Source organism: Phocaeicola faecicola, assembly GCF_013618865.1.
In the GTDB taxonomy this organism is placed as follows: Bacteria; Bacteroidota; Bacteroidia; order Bacteroidales; family Bacteroidaceae; genus Phocaeicola; species Phocaeicola faecicola.
This window is the reverse complement of the sequence record NZ_JABSOE010000004.1, coordinates 1-19963: the sequence shown is the minus strand read 5'-3', so window position 1 is coordinate 19963 and position 19963 is coordinate 1. Positions and strand designations below refer to the sequence as shown.

Here is a 19963-nt window from a genome sequence, read left to right as displayed (position 1 = left end):
ATTTGTTTTTTGGGGATATTTTTACTGTCTTTGTTTCTTCTGATGTGGTAATCTATAATCTGACGATGAGCGGTTGACTGTTTTTATGTCTCTTGTCAGCTGAATGAATATTAGAATTAGATATGTGTATAATTTTTTTCTTTTTTGTGTAAATATTTCTTATTAATGATATATTTACACTTAATTTATACTCTATATCATTGAATCAACAATTTTATATTTTATGATGACAATAATTTGTATTACGATTTTGGCCTATATGATTATGGGTAAAAACATTGATTCCTTGCTGGAGAAAGTAAAAGATGTAGATTGGAAAGAAAAATGTAACGAGTTATTCGAGAAACTGAAACCTTATGCCAGGAAGGCAGGCAGAACTGCGGCTAAACCCTTATTACAGTTCTATTTTGTATTAACGGATGATAAGACGAGTACCCTGGATAGAGTATTGATTTATGCCGCTATCATATATACAATCTCTCCGGTCAGTTTAATTCCCAGTGTGGTGTATAAGTTCCTGGGAGTGCTTGACGAAGGTGCTGCGGTATTGTTCGTATACAATAAGGTGAAAAGTAAAATAACGCCTGAAATTAATAGGAAAGTCAATCAAACCTTGGATGAGTGGTTCGGTTGTGAATATGAGATCATCAACCAATAATTAATTGTTTGAGAAGCAGAAATAGAGCCTTATGAAAGTGTTTATGTCCTATCCTGAAATACAGGATATTGTCTTTTCAAAAACAGGGAAAAAGATAACTTTATGTAGCCTGCAATAATTATGCAGACTTACTCGGACTGTTTTTACATAATATTGAAAAGGAAGAATAAATAGAAATATGGAAGCAAATGCATATTTATTGGAAGACTATGTCCAGGGACTTTTTTCAAACTTGAAGCAAAAAATGACATCGGAAGATATGGAGTGCATAGTCGCTGCATATATGTTGGCAAAAGAAGCCCATCAAGGACAAATGCGGAAAAGTGGGGAACCGTATATTATTCATCCCATAGCAGTTGCACGCATTGTGGCTGAGGAGTTTGAATTAGGTGCCAATCCTATAATGGCTGCTTTTTTACATGATGTGGTTGAAGATACACCTTATACATTGGATGACATTAAAGAACGGTTTGGCGAAGATGTGGCTTTCCTGGTAGGTGTTGTAACCAAGCAGAAGAAATCCGAGTATAATCAGTCCAAGCAGATTGATAATTACAGACAAATTCTGGCTTCCGTACAATTCGATGTCAGGGCAATTCTTATTAAACTTGCCGACCGCCTGCATAATATGCGTACGCTGGAAAGCATGAAGCCGGACAAACAGATGAAAATAGCGGGAGAAACAGATTATTTCTATGCGCCACTAGCCAACCGGCTCGGAATGTATCATGTGAAGACGGAACTTGAAAACCTCTCTTTCCGCTTCCGGTGTCCAAGGGAATATTATTTTCTTGAAAACCTTATGGAAAAGGAGAAAGCTGCCTGTCAAAGCCGTATTGATGCCTTTCTGACTAAAATTGAAAGTCTTCTGAAAGAAAATAATATTCGTGCCAGAACGGAGATAAGATACCGTATGCCCTATAGTATCTGGAGGAAGATGAATAGTGTAGAGTGTGATTTCCAGCATGTGGATGGCAAACACTATGTGCGAATTGTATATGAAGCAGCGAATATTAAGGAGGAGAAGTATATCAGCTTAAAGATATATTCGGTTCTTACCGATTATTTTAAGGAAAAGCCGGGAAGTGTATCCAATTATATTAATGCTCCTAAAGAAAACGGGTATCAGAGTTTTCATCTGAAACTGCTGTGCGAGAATGGAAATTGGGAAGAGATACATATCTCGTCTGAAAGAATGGTCCGTAACTCAAGATTGGGATGTGCTGCAGAGCGTACGGAATCGAATTTGAAGGCATGGCTGGATAAGTTTAAGGCTGTACTTGAGGATGTGGCATATCATAGCGAGATGGATTACATGGATGGTGTGACATCTTCTTTTTACAATGATGATATTATGGTTTTTACTCCCGCGGGCAGAGGAATCATTCTTCCTAAAGGTGCATCGGCTATAGATTTTGCATATGAGATTCATAGTAAAATTGGAGAAAAGGCTGTATATGCCAGGATTAACGGGAAATTATCGTCCGTAAAGACGGAGTTACACCGTGGCGATTGTGTAGAGATTGGAACAAATGAGCAATCTGTGCCGGATAAGGATTGGTTTGACTGTGTCAAGACCTATAAAGCTAAGAGATATTTGCGCCAGTTTTTTCATAATCAGCCGGCTCTGGAATATAATAGATGTAATTGTTGCCATCCCTTACCCGGTGATGAGGTCATTGGATTTAAGGATGACAGCGGAAGGATTACCTTGCACACACGGAACTGTTCTGCTGCCATAAGAATGGCTTCAAGGCAGGGAGATTCTATTGTGGCTGTAAATTTTGAATCAGATAATCGGTTCCTGTATCCTGTAAGGATTCAGATCAGGGGTGTGGACAGGTATCATATGCTCAGTGATGTAGTGGGGTGTATTGCCGATAAGCTACAGTTGTCAATAGACCGTCTGCATACAGAAAACAGGGACCGCATAGTAGAATGCTATGTTGATTTTAAGGTGCATTCAAGAGAAGAACTGGATAATGTCATTACTTTGATAAGCGGCATTGACGGTGTGGATGAGGCTTATGGTGTAAATATTGGATGAAAGTGGGATAAAGTAAATTTATTTGTATGATGGAACAGAATGAAATAAAATTTGTTTTAGATAATGAGAATGAGAAGGTTAGGGTAATGGGTTTTCCTGAACTGGCAGGACGTGAAGGAAGATATGTGGGGGATGGTATGGCTATGTTCTGGGGAGAAGAATGGCGTAATTATGAACTGTTTATAGCCAATATAAAGATATGCAAGATCAGAAAACTGTCAACTGAAGATGGTTTTATGCTTGTTGATGACAGAGAGATTGATTTCGAATTGATAGAAAAGAAATGTCGTTATGGTTATGATAATGCCAGGAATAAGTGTATCAGATACGGAGCCTTGAACCGTTACGATGGCTTTGAGAATGGGATTTCTGCCATTTCATGGGTGATATATCCTGAAGGAAGATATTTTGAGGATTCAGACGGATTTGGCGGAGAAGATAATGATGAAGAAGTTATTTATGCAATTATGGATACCAACCTTGATATAATTGAGCCTTTTCGTCCGGTGGATGATATAAGAAGATACCTGCGGGAACTGAGAGCTGAGAGGAAATAATTCTACTTCGTAACGAAGAAAATGTATAACGTAGCGATTGTTCATAGTTTTTAATATTAATGTGCTTAAATCAAGATTGTTATGTTGGTTATACCTCCGAAAGATAAGACGACGAATATGCTTTCTGTCCTTTATGAAGGGGTTGAACATACTTATGTCGATCAAAGTTACAGTAAAGCCGAAATCAGTCACGTATTGAATCATATCCCATCTAATGAGCGCATAATGATTTTGGGACATGGTTCTGATAAAGGGCTTTTCTCCCGTGTCGATGATAGTTGTGACATTTTTGATCGTCTGATGGTATATCATCCTCATGCTTATTATCTCCGAAAGCATGGTTGCAATATTGTGGCAATATGGTGTAATGCCAATCTTTTTGCTGAAGCTGAAAAACTTCATGGCTTGTTTACGGGAATGATTATTACTGAAATGAGTGAGGCTTTACTGTATGGTATTGAAACCTCGCAGGAGGAACTGGACAGAGAAAATGTAAAACTGGCAAAACGCCTCCGCTTTCTGTTGGATGAAGATACTGCATTGTATGAGATTCCATCCAGGATATTGGCTTTGGACGATGTTCACTCGCCGCTGACTGATTTCAATTATCATAATTTTCATTATGTATGACAGGATGCTTCCATGAGAATTATTAAAATTATAGATGCTGTCTGCAGTATGTTATAATAATCAGTAAACATGTAAATCCTCTTGATATTAAGATGGTTATATCCCAGTCTTCAGTCAAGGGGATTTATTATTTGCTGATATTGTGAAAACAGATGATAGAAAACAATAATTTTTTACTCTATTATCATAAAGGAACAAAGAAAACGTGTTGTTGATAAGAAAATAGCATTGTAAAGATAGTTTTACAGAGTGAAGCCACTCTATATAAAAAAACAGAAAAACATAACATTTATCATGGGAGCATTTAAAAGTAATAAAATTATATATGGCAATCCGTCCAGGATTCCATATATCGCAGAAGAAATTCGTAAATCCTTTATTGCAGACGGATTTGAGGTTCGTATCGTAGATCCCGCGAAAGGTAATGAAATATATATTACTAAAGGAGGGGTTTTCAAGGCTGCTATTGGATTACGTTCTGCATTAAAAGTGATAATGAAGCCTAACAGTAAAGGTTACATTGATTTTGAAGCAGGTGTAAGTATTGTAAAACAGCAACTTATTCCGACTCTTCTTACAGTATGTGTGTTTTCACCAGTGGTGGTGGCACAAATATGGGGTATGATCAGACAGTCGAAATTGGATGAGAAGGCTGTAGCCATAGCTGAAAGTGTAGTTTATGGTAATAATTGATGTGCTGTTGGCCATTTTTAGTTTGAAAATTGTATAACCAAAAGTAGAATATGAAAAAAAGAATTTTTAATCTTATCATTCTCGATGAGAGTGGTTCGATGCAGAGTATCAAGAAAGAGGCTGTTGATAGTGTGAATGAGACCGTACAGACCATTCGTGCTGCGGAAAGGAAAAACGCTGATCAGGAGCATTTTGTATCGCTTGTAACATTCAATGATAATGTCAAGACGGTATATGATTGCGTTCCGGCTGTTGAAGTCAAGGAACTTACATCTGAGGATTATTGTCCGGATTGTTGCACAGCCTTATATGATGCGATGGGGCTGTCACTCAATGTTCTCCGTCCGAAAGTGGCTGAAAATGACCGTATACTCGTAACTGTGGTTACTGATGGCTATGAAAATGCATCAAAGGAATATGATGGAAAGGCCATCAAGGCATTGATAGACGAATTGAAAGGCAAGGGATGGGTATTTGCATATATTGGGGCCAATCAGGATGTGGAACAGGTGGCTGCGACAATTTCCATTACCAATACGATGACATTTCGCACTACTCCAAAGGATACAATGGACATGTGCGTGCGTGTTAATAAGAGTAGGGACAGATTTTACTCTCGTATGTCTAAACCGGACTTTGATGCTGTGGCTGAAAACGAACATTTTTTTGATAATGAGGATTAATCATGATTAAAGTGTTGTGAGGAAGTAATCTGATTAAATTAAAGGTAGAGAGTTATTTCTGACGAAAGACATATGTGTTGAAACCGATAAGGCATCAACGGGGTATTTATCAATGATAATTTAATAATAGAAACAATGAAAAAAGTAACTTTTAGGGAGTATTTCGCTACATTGTTTGGCGGGCTGTGGCAAGCTGTGATGTGGGTGTTGGGGTTGTTCGGCTATAAGGACGAGACTCCATTTGGCAAAATCGTGAAACGGATTTTTGCATCGTGCGTGACCATCCTGATGGTACTGTTTACTGGGTGTATCTTGTATGCTTTTGCAGAGGGTGTTGTATATGAGAAACTTATAAGACCACGCACTAGTGAGAGGGTTTGGGAAGAGAGGTATATCAGTAATCATATAGTACTTCAGGAAATGTACTATTCCGAAAAAAACAGAGTGTATGATAAAGAAAAAGAAAAGGTATTTCTTGAAGATGTAGACTGGCTTGTAATATCCGAAGATAAGGATTCATTGGCTGTATATGCAAGAAATGGTAAACGTGGATATATCAATCGTTTTACCGGTGAAGTTGCTGTTCCTGAAATATATACCCGTGCATGGGTATTTTCGGAAGGATTGGCCGCTGTAGAGAAAGATGGAGAGTTGCTGTTCATTGATCATACTGGAAAGGTAGTGATTGATAAGGACTTTCAGGTATATTTTGATAATCCTAAGTATGCTTTCAAGAATGGATACTGTATGATAAAAAATCCGGTTGACGGTAAAATGGGATTAATTGACCGGGCTGGTAACTGGGTATTGAATGCAGAATATGACAACCTGTTTAATAATGAAGGCTTTTGGCAAGTTGAAAGAGATGGATATGTCGGGTTATATACGGCTGAAATGGAGCTCATGTTCCCTGTTGAGAATACTGCAATTTCTATAAATGACAGTATTATTGAGGTCCGCTGTGCCGATCATATTGCCAGACAATATGACTATGCAGGTAATGTAGTAAGTGATTTTGTGATTGATGAGATAAGCAACATGCAGTATGAAACAGCGGAGCTTCGCAATGATCCGAAGTCTGATGATGGCGAGTTTGCAGATAATAAAATTTATGGGGTTGCCAACTGTCAGCAATATTTGGTTAAAAGTGAGAATTATAACAAGCCTGATTATTATGGATTGTTGAATCGAAATGGAAAGATAGTAACTTTGCCAATATATACCTCAATTATGGCTATTGATAAAAATCTGTATCTTTGTCAACCTGGTGGAGTAATTATTAATGATCAGGGTAAGGTTGTACATTAGGAGTTAGGGAAGGTATAAAATTTGGAATAATGGACTTGAAAGAATATATCTTTTAGTTGGTTTTGTAAAATGGAGTGTCTTGACAGATTTCTCCATTTTTACATTGATTCGTTTTTACGTTGATTTTTCGGAGCTTTTTCGGTGTTGACCACGTTGACCTCCGGTGTTGACTGAAGTAGTATCGGGTGGGGTGAAATGGGGCAGTAGAAATTCGGAGGGGATTTTTTATATTTCATAAACTTTTCTTTATTACTTTTAATCTTTCGCTTATTTGTAATATCTTATAATATGTTTTTAAATAATGTTTACTTATATCAAGGATGATTTCAAGATGGCATAGTATTGTTTTGTTTTGGATTTTGATGTTTTTTTGTCTAAATGTAAAGTCTTCACTGCCTATGTGATTTTTTTTTCTTTATAATTGTTTAATGAAATTATATTTATTATCTTTATTGACGATTATCCTAATTAATAAATATAAAATGACAGAAATAGAATGTTACTTGAAAAAAATAGAAAAAGTGGTGGTGGAGGAATGGGGGTAAGCAATATTTCTCATGGCATAAAGTGTTTTTCTAAAAGTGAAACAAATCAACGTGATAAAGCATTGGTTGATCGGATTTGTAATGACGAACAGTTTGCTTATCATTTTATTCATGATAAGTGCCGTCCGCTTTTGAGCAAGATAATATGGATTATATATGATAATAGTGCAGACTATGATGAATTAGTCAATGAACTATATATTCATTTGAAGAAACCAAATGCTGCTGGAGATTATTGGCATGTTCTTAAATCTTTTGATTACAGAACCAGTTTGTTTGATTATATAAAAACAATCGCAGTCAGGTTGTTTTATACACCGTGTGAAAATGTTTTTTCCATACCTGAATATTTAATTGAAAATGGTCTGGCTCAAGAAATGTTTTTGCGTGTTGATGTTGCAATATGCCGAAAATATTTATGGTATCGCTATATAGATAAATTGGATACTGAATCTATTGCAAATCACCTTGGAACAGAAAGAGATAAACTTGTTCCTTTATCTCGAAGATCAATAAAACGTTTAAACAGAATTGTCCAAAACGAATTTTCTGATTACTATGATGATATATTTCGTGTTGAATCAAAAGAAAAAGTTGGTTTAGAAGTTGCGACTAAAATTGTTGCTGACAAAAATAGTCATCAGAAAAGTGAAGTACGAATAGATGTTTTATCGTATCTTGATAGAATGCCAAATGAAAAATACCGTATCGTGCTTAGTTTACTTTTTTTAGAAGATAAAGATTATGAAGAGGTTGCAGAAGCCTTAAATACATCTGTTTCTAATATTTATAATATTAAGCTTCGTGCTATAGAACAGCTAAGAGACTTAGTCTTATATTTCAAAGATGTTGATAATATAGATTATTACATAAAGAAAGTAAACTGTGATAGATTTCGCGAAATACTTCTTTCTATATTCATAAGGAAAGAAGATTATGATACTGTTCGTTCTCGCTACGCTCTAACGGAAACAGATTTCAAGAAGATGAAGAAGAACGCATTAAAGGAACTTAAAAGTCTAATTTTCAAAAAGTAGATATATGGGAATTACAAATAACATATTGTCGGCATATTTTGCCGGGAAAACAACTATTGATGAGGACCGTATGATTTTAGACAGTATGTCTGAAAGTGAAGAGTTTTCTGATATGATGAATTTGATGACAGAAATTGATTCAATGGACGAAATTAAAGAAATGCGACATGAGTTCAATGAAAATATAGACTTCAATACAAATTATAACGATTATAACATTAATATTAAATAAATATGGAACAGCAAACTTTATTAGGGCTTTTTGAAAAGCAAGAGCATGACTTCTATTCTGAATTATCTACAATGATTCTGCCTAGAGATAAAGAAAAACTTCAGACTTTCATGAAAAACTTCTTTGTTAACAAAGTAAGTGTAGAAGAATACAAAAAGGAACTTACAATGGGCGAAGTTGCCATGTTGAACTCTGTTCTTAAAATGATACCTTTCCAGATGCCAATGTTCAAGAGTTGTACTTTGGCCTTGGGAGATGATGTAAAAGAGGTCAATCATAAATCGGGGGCTTCAATTTTGAAAGACAAAGAAACCATTTCTACCATTGGATTTACTGCAGTTGGAGGTGCGATTGGTAGTCTGTTGTTTAAAGAAACATGGGGAGGTGTCCTTCTCACTATTGCAGCATGTGCTCTCGGATTATATATGAATAAAGGACAGAGGTCTAATAGAAAGAAACAATCCCAAGTTCGTATTGATGCAACAAAATACATAGCAACACTGAAAAATATTTGTGCTACTATTGATGAAATAATTGGTAATTATCGAGCAGGTCTCAACCAAGTGAAACAGTCATACGAGGGTCTTCCTACAGTTACATTGGCAACAGAGTACCGTCCATTGCTCGATAGATTTGCTTCAATGTTTGTTGCACTCAAAGGATTGTCGGTTCCAACTGATGTTCAACTGGAGATTGACAAACTATATAGAACATTGAAAAACCATCATTACGAAATTGTTGATTATACAGAAGCAACAGCAGGTTATTATGTAGAGACAGAAAGTGAGCACGTCTCAGAGTGCACTCTTGTTAAAGCCGCCATACTTGAGAATGGAAATCTTCTTATAAAAGGTGAATGTTTAATCCCAATAAACAAATAACAATATGAGTAATTTTATTACACCAAATAAAGATACACACAAGTACATTATCGGAATTGATTTTGGCCACGGGGAAACTTCAGCAGATATATGTAACATACAATGGGATGACAACTTTCTTAATTTGGCTTCTCCTGAAACTATAGAAATTTTCAATGGTGAGAAAGCCACAAAATCAGTTTTGCTTGTTGAATATGGAACAGACATAAACAACGAACCAACATCAACTTATTATATTGGACAACAAGCAATAGAAAGATATGGAAACAAACATCGTCAGAAAGGTGTAAGTCCGTCAAACAAGTCTTGCTATTATAGTTATTTTAAACAGATACCAACTTTAATGGAAAAGGATGGTTCTGTTGAAGTCATGAAGCAGTTCATGCGTGGTATATATTTGCAGATACGTAAGCAAAGAAGCGAATTGACGGATAATAATCATATTGTTTACATCGCATGTCCTTCAAATGCGAAAAAGTGGACAAACGAAGAGTTGAAGAAATATGCAGAAATTGCATTAGACGCAGGCTTACTGCTAGCTAAAATTGACGAACGGAATATAGGTATAATAAGAGAATCTAGAGCAGCTTTTATAAAAGCACGCTATAATCCAAACAGCAAGTCTTCGATAAAAGACGGTATCTTGTTGATTGATTTTGGGTCTAGCACTGTAGATATTACTTATTATTCACAATATGTCCAAAAGCCGGAAGATGGCGGAGATGATTGCGGTGCATATCATGTTGAGGATGAGATTTACAACAATTTAATACAAGATGATGTGTTGGCAAAGCAATGTTGTGAAGATTCGGAATCTACAAGTTCTGCCCTGAAGCTTGGGATTAGGGAAGCTAAAGAGAAGTTCTATAAATTCAATGCGGAAGAACTCGAGATTTCTTTAAGTGCTACTAAACTTTCAGGGGGTAAAGTATCGGGCGGAATAGAAAAGTATTATTCGGATGATGATATTAATAAAATGCTTATTTCTTATAAAAGTAGCATAAAAAAATGTTTTGAGGATTATAGAGACAATCATTTAAACAACCATCCAATAAAATTGGTTTTTCTTACGGGAGGTGCTTCTCGTATGGATTTCATAAATGATATTGTTTGTGAAGTCTTTAATTATCAAGGTGAATTCTATCGTGAGCAAGATCCTTCTGTAAGCATATCCAATGGAATTGCACTTGCAGGTAGAGCAGATTTGCGTTCTTCTGCAATGTTAAAAAAAATGGAGGCGGATAGTTCATTGTCTAAGGATATATCAACATGTGTAATTGACGCTGCAGCTAGTCAGATGGCCTCAGAATTAGTGAATAAAATAGAAGAAAAATATAAATCTTTCTCTACCCAGCTATCAAATGTAAACATTTCCGTTTTGGAGTCTCGAATCGGGCTTGCTATTAAAAGCGTATCATTTTCATCGATTTTATCAGATAAATTCAAAGAAGTATTAAGAAGTGAGGTAAATTCAAATATACTACCTACTTTGAATAAAACTGTCGGGGAATATTTCCCAGACGGAACAATTGAGGACATTTCAAGTTCGAGATACATTTCTGTCAGTTTATCTGTAAATGATAGCCATTACGGGAATATCGTTTCGGATAGTGTTGATTCCATTACCGAAGGTTTTTTTGAAGGCACGGCGAAAGTGGTAGGAACAATAGCTGGTGGAGTAGGTTCATTAGTCATAGGTACAATAGCAAAAGTCGCAGGTGAAATCCATGATGTCTTCACACAAAAAGAATCTGATAAATGGAGTGTTGATTTCGGGGATGTTGTTAATGAGGTGTCTGAAGATCTAATGCCAAGTTGGCGAGACAAAGATACGAAATTGTCACAGGAAAGGCGTCAGGCTGTTTATTCGAAATTTATAGAGAATAAATCGGCATATAAAAATGGAATTGAAAGTAAAATAAAGGAGGAACTTAAAAATGATTCGTCTTTAAAATCTCAAATAAATAAGACCTTTAAAGACGAAGCTATTCGTTATATACGTGAACAAGTGGATAAGGTACGATTAATGCTAAATTGATTTTATATGTGCGAAATAGCTATACAAAGAATAACCGTTCCTAAGGTATGGGTTGCGGAGAATCTTGTTGCTGGTGTCCAGTATCTTTCAAAGCGGGACATCTTGGCGGATGTGTCTAATGGTGACTCGCTGGTCGCATTGTCATGTAAAGAAGCAAGATATTTGGATTTTCCTATCGAATGGATAAAGATTGGTCAAGTAGGAGTATGCCATGAATTTTCAAGTCATCAATATTATAATGCTATTCAGAAAGCACTTTTCTCCTGTCATAATCCGGAAACATTCCAAATTATCTTTATGGTTCGAGGTGATGGGGGAAAAAGATCTCTGTATTTAGGTGTACGTCAATTAGACATGAATGGCAATTATGGAGAAATCTTCACAGAATCCCTGTCTTCGTTTATTAGTAACATATTGCCCGGTACTAAGGCTGAATACATTGGCAATGATAATGATGCTGTAGAAGAAGTAAAAAATGACATCAAAGGGAAAAAGTTGAGGCATTTGTCTGTTTTTACAGGCATTCCATCTTTCTTGGGTAAGGAGGGCGAAGAATCTATATCAGCAATTGACACTTTAGTCGGACCCTTGAGCAGTAAGAGGTTTGTATATTATGTTGTTGCTGATCCACTTGACGAAAATGCAGCCAATCGTATAATGACAAAATGTATTGAGATGGCCGGCAAGCTTGAGTCAATAAAAACGAAAAATCTTACTGAAACATACAATGCGTCCACTACGATTGGTGAAAGCGACGGTTTTTCACAATCCGTTACAGAAAGTCAATCCACTGCGGTTAATCGTAAGGGTAAAAAGCACCATTTTTGGTCAAAATTAATGTGTACTATTGGACTGGGTGATTTTGTTGACCAATCCACCAAGACTATTAGCCAAGGAAATACAATAGGTACTAACCATAATGAAAATAGATCTGACACATTAGGAAATTCTGCAAGCGCTTCCATGACCATGGTTAATAAAAACGCGGAACATGCAGCTGGCATAATGAGCAAGCATGCATCGCGTTTTGAAAAAGGATTGGGAACTGGAATTTGGGAAACAGGAGTGTACTTATTAACAGAAGACGCTTATGTCTGTCAAAGCGCAGCTATGCAGCTAAAGGCAGTTGTCAGTGGAAAGGATACTTCTTTGGAGCCAATGAGAATTCACAATCTATCTTCATTGATAAACAAAAAAGATGATGAAACTGCAACCGCAATCAAAACTGCAGTAGCTGATTTATGTGCTCCAAATTTCCAATTAGTTGCTAATAGTGGCGAAATCATTAAGAACAATTTTGAAGAAAAGGCTGAAAGCCTAACCACTTACTTGACTACAGAAGAGCTTTCGTGTTTTATTAATCTACCACAAAGAAGTGTTCCTGGTATTTCTGTGGTTGATTATTCAACAAACTTTAGTTTGACCCCGCAAAGAATAAAAGAAGGAACTAAAACGCTTGAAATCGGACATCTTGTATATAGTGGCTCTACCTCTAACATTGATGTTAAATTACCAATTGATACTCTTTCTCGCCATGCATTAGTATGTGGCGTGAACGGCAGTGGAAAGACCAATACGATCCTTAGCGTATTGGAAGGATTTATGAAGAACGATAGACCTTTCTTTGTGATAGAACCTGCCAAGACAGAATATGTCGATTGGGCTATTGGGTATAATAAATCAATCACAGATCCTAAGAAAAAAATAAAGATATTTATACCTGGCTGTGAGTACTATTCAAAGGGTAGGAGGTATCCTGATCAGTTACGTTTTAATCCTTTTGAAATCATTTCATTAGAAGGGAATGAACCGAGGGTATTATCCCATATAGATAGATTAAAGGCAACATTTGCTAGTGCTTTTCCGATGCAGGATATACTTCCTGTAATAATGGAACACTTGTTATATGATTTATACACGAATAAACGTCCTTGGATTGATAAGTCAGATCCAGGATATGAAATGACAATACGAAAGAAAATATTTCCTAGATTATCAGATGTAAATGACGAGTTTATCGATCGTTTAATGACTAATTTAGGATATGCAAGGGAAAACACACAAAATATATCAGCAGCTCTCAGAACCCGATTCCGTAGTTTGATGTATGGATGGAAGAAAGAATTATTAGATAATTCTGGTATTTCAGGACTTATATGGGATGAACAGGATAAGAAATGGAAAGACAGCAAATTGACATGGGAAGAATTGTTTGATTCTCCATGTGTGATGAACTTGTCGTATGCGGGAGATGATCAGGACCGGGCATTTATTATGTCTTTGCTGCTTCAATTCCTTTATGAATATCGTATAGCGGAGGCAGAAGCTAAGAATTATTCATTCAATGACAATGTGTGTCGTCATCTGGTTGTCGTAGAAGAAGCTCATAGAGTTATGGCACAATGTCTGAATCCGGAATTGCCCCAATATAAATCCGGATTGATGTTCAGTAACTTTTTGTCTGAGGTTCGGGCATATGGCCAGGGAATGATGATAGTAGATCAGGTTCCGACAAGGCTCATTGAAGATGCAATTAAGAATACTAACGTAAAAATTATACATAAGTTGGTAGCGGCAGATGATTCACAGCGAATGGCCGAATGTATTGGTCTTACTTCAGTTCAACAGAAGGTGATAGCTAAATTGTCTATAGGTCAAGCTGTTTTAGCTGGTTTGAATAGTGCAAATGTGGCATCCAGTGATTGTGCGGACATCTATCTGGCTCAAATAAATAAAATGAAGTGATAATGATAGAAAATAACCGAGAAGAAAGTCTATACTAATAAATAGTGATAATATGGAAGAAAAACAGAAATTTACAGGAAAGGCCATTCATACATTTAGTGATGGCTCAGAATATTCAGGAGAGTTTGTCAATGGAAAACAGGAAGGTTATGGCATAATGACCTTTGCAAACCGTGATAAATATGATGGAGATTGGATGAACGGTTTGATGGATGGGCAAGGTAAATATTATTTTTATGATAATGGGAAAAAAACATATAACGCTTTCTACAAAGGTCAATTCGTTAAAGGATGTCGTGAAGGTGTAGGGCGGATGGAATATAAGAACCGGGATGTTTATGAAGGCCAATGGCAAAATAATTTCCGTACTGGAAACGGCGTTTGCTGGTATGCGAATGGGGATTGTTATCATGGTCTTTGGAGATTCGACAAAAAACTTCGCGGGGTATTTCATAAAGAAAACGGTGAAAAGTATGATGGAGAATTTGTTGATGGAAGAATTGAAGGATATGGTAAATACTATTGGCCAGACGGTAAGTGGTACGAGGGAACCTTTAAAGATGGGAAACTTTATAATGGTATTGTCATATCACCAGATGGAAAAATCTCTGAATATGTAAACGGAATTCAAATGTAGTTACTATGATCAAGCGTAAAAGCATAATGTTGCTGATAATATATAAATGCAATTTACATTGTAGTTATTGTTATGAACCTAAAACCCAGAACTTTAAAATGTCTGTATCAAAAGCCAAGCAACTGATATCAGAATATTTAAATAGTTTTGGTAAAACATCTCCTGTAGAAATACAATTTATGGGAGGAGAACCGCTATTGGAGTTCTCCTTAATAAGGGAAGTTTCTGAATGGCTTTGGGATAATGGTTTTGATAAAGGTGATAATATGCTGTTTGCTCCTACAAATGGAACTTTGCTGAATGATGAAATGAAAGAGTGGTTTGACTCAAATAAAAAGCGATTCACATTAGGATTAAGTTTTGATGGTGACCAGGTAATGCAAAATACCAATAGGTCGGATTCGTATCATAAAGTTGACCTGAAGTTTTTTGCTGCTACATGGCCGGAACAAAGCGTAAAAATGACTATATCGCCTTCTACTGTAGGTCATTTGGCAGAAGGCGTGAAATTTTTACATTCTACAGGATTCAGATATATTACTTCAGATTTGGCTATGGGACCATCTGTTCACTGGAATAAAGATTCATTGTTGGAATATAAATATGCTTTAAGGAAGTTGGCAGATTATTATCTTGAAAATTCTGATATCATTCCTTTCTCAATGCTGAGACTGAACTTATCTGATGTAGGAACTGCAAAACCAGCTAAAACTTGTGGATGTGGTGAAGATTTAATATGTATTGATTGGACAGGCAAGGAATATGCGTGTCATTTATTCTCTCCAGTGTCATTACCTGTTGATAAAGCAAATGAGAGTAATCTTCTTTATGATTTTCACAATCATCAGCAATTTGTCTCATCCATTTGTGGAAAGTGTTTGTTATACAATCTTTGTTCGCACTGCTACGGTATGAATTATTTGTGTACAGGAGATGTAACTCAATCCTCAGCTTTTCACTGCAAGGCATTTAAGATCTTATTTGTAGCAAATGTTCATTTCCAAATGCGTAAAGCTATGAATAATAACGATGTAAGAACTTTGAATAGAATTAATCAAATTGTCAATTTAATAAAATAAGAATAGTTATGGATAATAATTATGAAAATTATGAAAATCTCGAGAAGTTGGAACAAATAGAGGCTTCAGCTTTAGAGGATAACAATGAAATTAAGCCAATAGAACAAAACGAAGATGTTTCAGAAACTATAGATGACATTGAAGAACCTCAAATGGAAATGAGCAGATGCCCCTGTATGACCGGTTGTGGTAGTAACTATAGTATTATCAACGAATGTAGATGTATGGGAGGTTGTGGCAGTAATTATCATAAATAATTTATTAGGAAATGGGACTTGAAGATTTTGAAAGTATAGAGAAAACACCGGAATGGGCGGAAACAGAGAACATATCAAAACCTATAGAAGCTGTAGAACCTGACTTAAATGATTTTAAATCAGATTCACAAGAATCTGTAGAATCCTTTAAATCAGGTTTAGAAAAAACGGAATTTGTTACAGATTTGGAAATGACTGAAGGAATAGCTGATTATCTTGAAACAGTCAGTGAATTTCGATATGAAAACTGGACAAACTTATCACTTGAAGAAAGAACTGAGGTTCTTAATCGAGTTGAACAGAAAATAGCAGAGATAGAACATCGTCCTGCCTTGTCTGTTGGTATTGAAGAAATGGGAGGAGGAGATCTTGGATATCAATGTGCTCCAGAAAGAAGGATTGCGTTGAATTCTAAAATTGTAGGCCTGAATACTCCTGAAGCACATCGTTTGGTAATTGAAACTATTATACATGAAGGAAGGCATGCATATCAGCATTATAATGTAGATGTAAAATGTATTCATGAGTCTGCCAGTGAAGTAAAAACATGGGAGAAAAATTTCTATGATCCTGTGTGGGGGTATTATCAATATCATGGACAAAAAATATATGCTCCCAATAATAAGGGACAATTACGTGATATAGGTTTTATATTATATGAACAGCAGCCGGTAGAGGTTGATGCGCGTAATTTTACATCTGAGACTACTTCCAAGTTGGAAGATAAGGGTATAATTAAGTCTGAGTCAGAGATTCGCGCTTCTCGTCAGTATGAACCTTCTTTGGAGAATATGAAGGGTGCATCATTGAATGATAAGGAGATGTCCGTAAATATGAAATTACCCCCATTAGAGACTCATTTTACAGACGAAGAAATACGTTCACTTCATTATGGTGCAAAGATGGGTATGTTAGGTGAAATCGAGTTAGAAGATAAATTTTTAGGTTATGAGAAAAGTTATAAGATATTAGATTGGAAAGATACAAAAACATTTGATCCGATTCCAATGAAGAATATACAGATTTATAAAGATCATTGGACAGATAATTTGTTTGTACATGATTCTATTAGTGGATTTAATGCCAAACTTCATGAAACAACCACAGAACAAAGGAGAGCAACAGGTTTTAAGTATACTTACACGGATTTGCTTTCCGGGTATACTATGGCTATAAAAGATATTAAATAAACCTGATTTGTAATTAAAAATGAAATACCCTATTTGTAATCAATTAATTGATAAAGGGGTGCAGAATAAAGCCGTTATTAAAAAGTCAATGTAATAATTGTAATAGGATTTTTGCATAGACAACACCTCTTTTTACACATGACGGATATCTCTATGATGATATAATCAGACCTTCTTAGGTAATAAAATAAATCTTTATATTATTGCTTTAATGGTTTCTCAAAATTAACCCTTAAAAGCAAAAATTATAGTAAATGTGAAAGTCGGCATAGGGTAAAATATGCCTTTGTGGGTTTATCATGGATTACTTTATTAACAGAAACAAAGGCATAATAAGGTTTTAAACCTGATTGATTAGATATAGTAAAAATGGATGGCAAATTTATATTCAATGAAATAGCTCAAAGTGTCAAGCAACGTCTTATTGCATGGCATGGTAGAACGTATATATTACCATATGAATGGATATCTCTAAAAGATAATGGTTTTCCTTTTGAGGTTCCTGCACAAAAGATGTTGGTAGGACTTGCTTTTCGTATAGAAATGACAGACTTGGATGTTTCGCCATTGATTTATATATTGGAACAACGATTTAATTGTCTTGAAACTGTAGAAAAAAGTGTTGCAGAAGAATATGCTTGGAAAATTGTGATGGATTCTGTTTCATGTGTATGGGGTGGATAAGAAAAAAATGACATAAACAAGTTTTTTATGACAACAATTATTTGCATTACGATTTTAGCCTATTTGATTATGGGCAAAAACATTGATTCTTTATTGGAAAAAGTAAAGGATGTAGATTGGAAAGAAAAAGGTCATGATTTGTATGAAAAATTAAAACCTTATGCTAAAAAGGTAGGTCGAACAGCTGCTAAGCCTTTATTACAGTTTTATTTCGTATTATCGGATGATAAGACTACAACATTGGATAGAGTTTTGATTTATACGGCCATTATATATATAGTCTCTCCGGTAAGTCTGATTCCAAGTGCTGTATATAAGTTATTGGGTATTCTTGATGAAGGTGCCGCAATGCTATTTGTATATAATAAAATAAAAAGTAGTATCACAGCTGATATTGAAATGAAAGTCAATCAGACTTTGGATGAATGGTTCGGATGTGAATATGAGATAATAAACCAATAATTAGTAGATTAAAAAGTTAATAGTAGAATTTTATGAAAGCATTTATCTCTTATCCTGAAATCCAGGATATTGTCTTTACGAAGACCGGTAAAAATATAATTTTATCATTTAAAGATGAACGAACCGTGACCGTAAAACATACTTTGTCTGTCAGAATACCTCTATTGGGACAAATAGAAAAAGATATTAAAGTCAATATAACAATAGAGGAAATACAAGGAATGGATATTAAGTTGAAATATACCATGTCTTTAGGTATGGAAATGTTATTCTCTGGTGTTAGAAAATTTTTAGGAAATATTATCGACAACTCCCAATTACTCTCGTGGAACGAAGAAACTAAAATCATTATACTTCATCTTGACAAAATAGCTGAGAATATGGATATCCATAATTTTAATCAGTTGATAAACCACTGTAGTGATATCTCATTTAAGGCTGAGGAAGAGGGAATATTAGTATCGTTTAAGCTACAAAATCTATAATCTTATGTATAGTGAAAGATGTGAGCCATATATTGAGGAGATGACTGAAGATATTAGTGCTGTGGCAAAATCTTTAGCGTTGGAAGCGGAAAGAGATGTTCCCGAAACAGGATTGTTCCCAAAAAAATCGGTAGAGTTTAAGGATAAATCCGGAGTACTTGATATAACATATTGGCAATTGAATGTCTGCAGTATCTATATTGAGGGCGGGAATAATGATAAAAGATATCTTGAAGTCTCTGGAACATTAAAAAGCGGATATAAGATTTCATGCTTGAATTTCGCCGGAACAAAATCTGAGTGCATAGAAATGTTACGTAATCCTTCTTATGTCGAAAAAGTAAAGCAGACAATGAGAGTAAATCTTAACGCTATGGATGATTAATTTCTGAAGATATTATATTTTTTATCTTCCTTTATGAATAGATGAGTGATGTGGTGGAATGTATTACGGATAAACTTAAACTGTTTATAGATTGTCTGCACACTGAAACTGTAGATAGGATAGTAGAATGTTACATTGATTTTAAAGCACATTCAAAAGGGAAATTAGATAATATTGTTGCCCTTATAGATAGTATTGATGGAGTAGATGAAGCTCATAGTGTGAATATTGAGTAAATAATATCAAGAAAATAATCCAGCGTGAATGTGTTTTTGAATCACAAGGATTATAGATATATGTTTGTGATTTGATTCATATATTGTAGATGAAAGTCAGTATGATGGATGAAGTGGATTATACATTTGAAGATTCTATATTATATTCCGGTGACAGGCAAAAAATAATTATGTGTTCAAAAGTAGTTAATGGAGTTGTAAGAATTCCGGACCGTGTGAAATATATATCCGATTTTGCTTTTTACTGGTGTAGAAATATTGAAGAGATTATTTTACCTGATACTATAGAATATATAGGTAGATATGCTTTTTATGGATGTAAGAATCTGAAAAAGATAAAAATGTCCGGTATTAATATCAGATATATGTAAGCTTCCAAAATTGGCGTATTGACTAGCATGTTTCTTTCCCATACCTTCGTGCTAAACTTAAAACTTGAAAGATTATGTTTAGCGAAAAAGATTTTGAAAGACTGTGGTTCCTCTACAAGACCG

Annotated in this window: 22 protein-coding genes; all 22 read left to right on the top strand. The window is 35.3% G+C overall.

All coding sequences use genetic code 11. The annotated features are described in order from the left end of the window. Positions 1–223 precede the first annotated feature (223 nt). Complete coding sequence (locus H3001_RS01930) at positions 224–658, top strand: YkvA family protein (RefSeq protein WP_181213947.1); 435 nt, start codon at positions 224–226, stop codon at positions 656–658. A 178-nt stretch (positions 659–836) separates the two neighbouring features. Further along, positions 837–2705 carry a RelA/SpoT family protein gene (locus tag H3001_RS01925; protein WP_181213946.1) on the top strand — a complete coding sequence of 623 codons (1869 nt, stop codon included), beginning with the start codon at positions 837–839 and terminating at the stop codon, positions 2703–2705. 26 nt (positions 2706–2731) lie between these two features. Further along, positions 2732–3262: a hypothetical protein gene (locus H3001_RS01920; protein ID WP_181213945.1), complete on the top strand. Its 531-nt coding sequence runs from the start codon at positions 2732–2734 to the stop codon at positions 3260–3262. An 81-nt stretch (positions 3263–3343) separates the two neighbouring features. Next, positions 3344–3892 carry a hypothetical protein gene (locus tag H3001_RS01915; RefSeq protein WP_181213944.1) on the top strand — a complete coding sequence of 183 codons (549 nt, stop codon included), beginning with the start codon at positions 3344–3346 and terminating at the stop codon, positions 3890–3892. A gap of 294 nt (positions 3893–4186) precedes the next feature. Continuing rightward, complete coding sequence (locus H3001_RS01910) at positions 4187–4585, top strand: zinc ribbon domain-containing protein (protein ID WP_181213943.1); 399 nt, start codon at positions 4187–4189, stop codon at positions 4583–4585. Positions 4586–4635: 50 nt separating this feature from the next. Continuing rightward, positions 4636–5268, top strand: coding sequence for a vWA domain-containing protein (locus tag H3001_RS01905; protein ID WP_181213942.1), 633 nt, complete (start codon positions 4636–4638; stop codon positions 5266–5268). A gap of 135 nt (positions 5269–5403) precedes the next feature. Further along, positions 5404–6576 carry a WG repeat-containing protein gene (locus H3001_RS01900; protein ID WP_181213941.1) on the top strand — a complete coding sequence of 391 codons (1173 nt, stop codon included), beginning with the start codon at positions 5404–5406 and terminating at the stop codon, positions 6574–6576. Between the two features lie 496 nt (positions 6577–7072). After that, positions 7073–8158, top strand: coding sequence for an RNA polymerase sigma factor (locus tag H3001_RS01895; RefSeq protein WP_181213940.1), 1086 nt, complete (start codon positions 7073–7075; stop codon positions 8156–8158). Between the two features lie 4 nt (positions 8159–8162). Next, positions 8163–8390 (top strand): hypothetical protein, encoded by a 228-nt coding sequence (locus tag H3001_RS01890; protein WP_181213939.1) that lies wholly within the window; start codon positions 8163–8165, stop codon positions 8388–8390. A 2-nt stretch (positions 8391–8392) separates the two neighbouring features. Then, the gene (locus tag H3001_RS01885) at positions 8393–9271 is read left to right on the top strand and encodes a hypothetical protein (protein ID WP_181213938.1); all 879 of its coding nucleotides are present in this window, start codon (positions 8393–8395) and stop codon (positions 9269–9271) included. A 4-nt stretch (positions 9272–9275) separates the two neighbouring features. Beyond that, entirely contained in the window at positions 9276–11309 is a 2034-nt protein-coding gene (locus tag H3001_RS01880) for an Hsp70 family protein (RefSeq protein WP_181213937.1), read from the top strand. 6 nt (positions 11310–11315) lie between these two features. After that, positions 11316–14054: an ATP-binding protein gene (locus H3001_RS01875; protein ID WP_181213936.1), complete on the top strand. Its 2739-nt coding sequence runs from the start codon at positions 11316–11318 to the stop codon at positions 14052–14054. Positions 14055–14106: 52 nt separating this feature from the next. Beyond that, entirely contained in the window at positions 14107–14691 is a 585-nt protein-coding gene (locus tag H3001_RS01870; protein WP_181213935.1) for an MORN repeat-containing protein, read from the top strand. 5 nt (positions 14692–14696) lie between these two features. Next, positions 14697–15770: a radical SAM protein gene (locus tag H3001_RS01865; RefSeq protein WP_181213934.1), complete on the top strand. Its 1074-nt coding sequence runs from the start codon at positions 14697–14699 to the stop codon at positions 15768–15770. 8 nt (positions 15771–15778) lie between these two features. Continuing rightward, complete coding sequence (locus tag H3001_RS01860; protein ID WP_181213933.1) at positions 15779–16027, top strand: hypothetical protein; 249 nt, start codon at positions 15779–15781, stop codon at positions 16025–16027. A gap of 11 nt (positions 16028–16038) precedes the next feature. After that, positions 16039–17217: a hypothetical protein gene (locus H3001_RS01855; RefSeq protein WP_181213932.1), complete on the top strand. Its 1179-nt coding sequence runs from the start codon at positions 16039–16041 to the stop codon at positions 17215–17217. Positions 17218–17586: 369 nt separating this feature from the next. Continuing rightward, complete coding sequence (locus H3001_RS01850) at positions 17587–17901, top strand: hypothetical protein (protein WP_181213931.1); 315 nt, start codon at positions 17587–17589, stop codon at positions 17899–17901. Between the two features lie 27 nt (positions 17902–17928). Further along, entirely contained in the window at positions 17929–18363 is a 435-nt protein-coding gene (locus H3001_RS01845; protein ID WP_181213930.1) for a YkvA family protein, read from the top strand. Positions 18364–18395: 32 nt separating this feature from the next. Next, positions 18396–18848 (top strand): hypothetical protein, encoded by a 453-nt coding sequence (locus tag H3001_RS01840; RefSeq protein ID WP_181213929.1) that lies wholly within the window; start codon positions 18396–18398, stop codon positions 18846–18848. A gap of 4 nt (positions 18849–18852) precedes the next feature. Beyond that, a complete protein-coding gene (locus tag H3001_RS01835) occupies positions 18853–19233 on the top strand; it encodes a hypothetical protein (RefSeq protein ID WP_181213928.1) in 381 nt (126 codons plus the stop codon). A gap of 41 nt (positions 19234–19274) precedes the next feature. Further along, positions 19275–19469, top strand: coding sequence for a hypothetical protein (locus H3001_RS01830; protein ID WP_181213927.1), 195 nt, complete (start codon positions 19275–19277; stop codon positions 19467–19469). 101 nt (positions 19470–19570) lie between these two features. Continuing rightward, positions 19571–19840: a leucine-rich repeat protein gene (locus H3001_RS01825; protein ID WP_181213926.1), complete on the top strand. Its 270-nt coding sequence runs from the start codon at positions 19571–19573 to the stop codon at positions 19838–19840. The last annotated feature ends 123 nt before the right edge of the window (positions 19841–19963 follow it).

Coding starts and splice junctions, on each gene's coding strand:
- H3001_RS01825 (WP_181213926.1), top strand. CDS start 19,571: ATGATGGATGAAGTGGATTATACATTTGAAGATTCTATATTATATTCC.
- H3001_RS01890 (WP_181213939.1), top strand. CDS start 8,163: ATGGGAATTACAAATAACATATTGTCGGCATATTTTGCCGGGAAAACA.
- H3001_RS01855 (WP_181213932.1), top strand. CDS start 16,039: ATGGGACTTGAAGATTTTGAAAGTATAGAGAAAACACCGGAATGGGCG.
- H3001_RS01885 (WP_181213938.1), top strand. CDS start 8,393: ATGGAACAGCAAACTTTATTAGGGCTTTTTGAAAAGCAAGAGCATGAC.
- H3001_RS01835 (WP_181213928.1), top strand. CDS start 18,853: ATGTATAGTGAAAGATGTGAGCCATATATTGAGGAGATGACTGAAGAT.
- H3001_RS01875 (WP_181213936.1), top strand. CDS start 11,316: ATGTGCGAAATAGCTATACAAAGAATAACCGTTCCTAAGGTATGGGTT.
- H3001_RS01905 (WP_181213942.1), top strand. CDS start 4,636: ATGAAAAAAAGAATTTTTAATCTTATCATTCTCGATGAGAGTGGTTCG.
- H3001_RS01920 (WP_181213945.1), top strand. CDS start 2,732: ATGATGGAACAGAATGAAATAAAATTTGTTTTAGATAATGAGAATGAG.
- H3001_RS01870 (WP_181213935.1), top strand. CDS start 14,107: ATGGAAGAAAAACAGAAATTTACAGGAAAGGCCATTCATACATTTAGT.
- H3001_RS01845 (WP_181213930.1), top strand. CDS start 17,929: ATGACAACAATTATTTGCATTACGATTTTAGCCTATTTGATTATGGGC.
- H3001_RS01840 (WP_181213929.1), top strand. CDS start 18,396: ATGAAAGCATTTATCTCTTATCCTGAAATCCAGGATATTGTCTTTACG.
- H3001_RS01925 (WP_181213946.1), top strand. CDS start 837: ATGGAAGCAAATGCATATTTATTGGAAGACTATGTCCAGGGACTTTTT.
- H3001_RS01865 (WP_181213934.1), top strand. CDS start 14,697: ATGATCAAGCGTAAAAGCATAATGTTGCTGATAATATATAAATGCAAT.
- H3001_RS01880 (WP_181213937.1), top strand. CDS start 9,276: ATGAGTAATTTTATTACACCAAATAAAGATACACACAAGTACATTATC.
- H3001_RS01910 (WP_181213943.1), top strand. CDS start 4,187: ATGGGAGCATTTAAAAGTAATAAAATTATATATGGCAATCCGTCCAGG.
- H3001_RS01900 (WP_181213941.1), top strand. CDS start 5,404: ATGAAAAAAGTAACTTTTAGGGAGTATTTCGCTACATTGTTTGGCGGG.
- H3001_RS01860 (WP_181213933.1), top strand. CDS start 15,779: ATGGATAATAATTATGAAAATTATGAAAATCTCGAGAAGTTGGAACAA.
- H3001_RS01830 (WP_181213927.1), top strand. CDS start 19,275: ATGAGTGATGTGGTGGAATGTATTACGGATAAACTTAAACTGTTTATA.
- H3001_RS01850 (WP_181213931.1), top strand. CDS start 17,587: ATGGATGGCAAATTTATATTCAATGAAATAGCTCAAAGTGTCAAGCAA.
- H3001_RS01915 (WP_181213944.1), top strand. CDS start 3,344: ATGTTGGTTATACCTCCGAAAGATAAGACGACGAATATGCTTTCTGTC.
- H3001_RS01930 (WP_181213947.1), top strand. CDS start 224: ATGATGACAATAATTTGTATTACGATTTTGGCCTATATGATTATGGGT.
- H3001_RS01895 (WP_181213940.1), top strand. CDS start 7,073: ATGTTACTTGAAAAAAATAGAAAAAGTGGTGGTGGAGGAATGGGGGTA.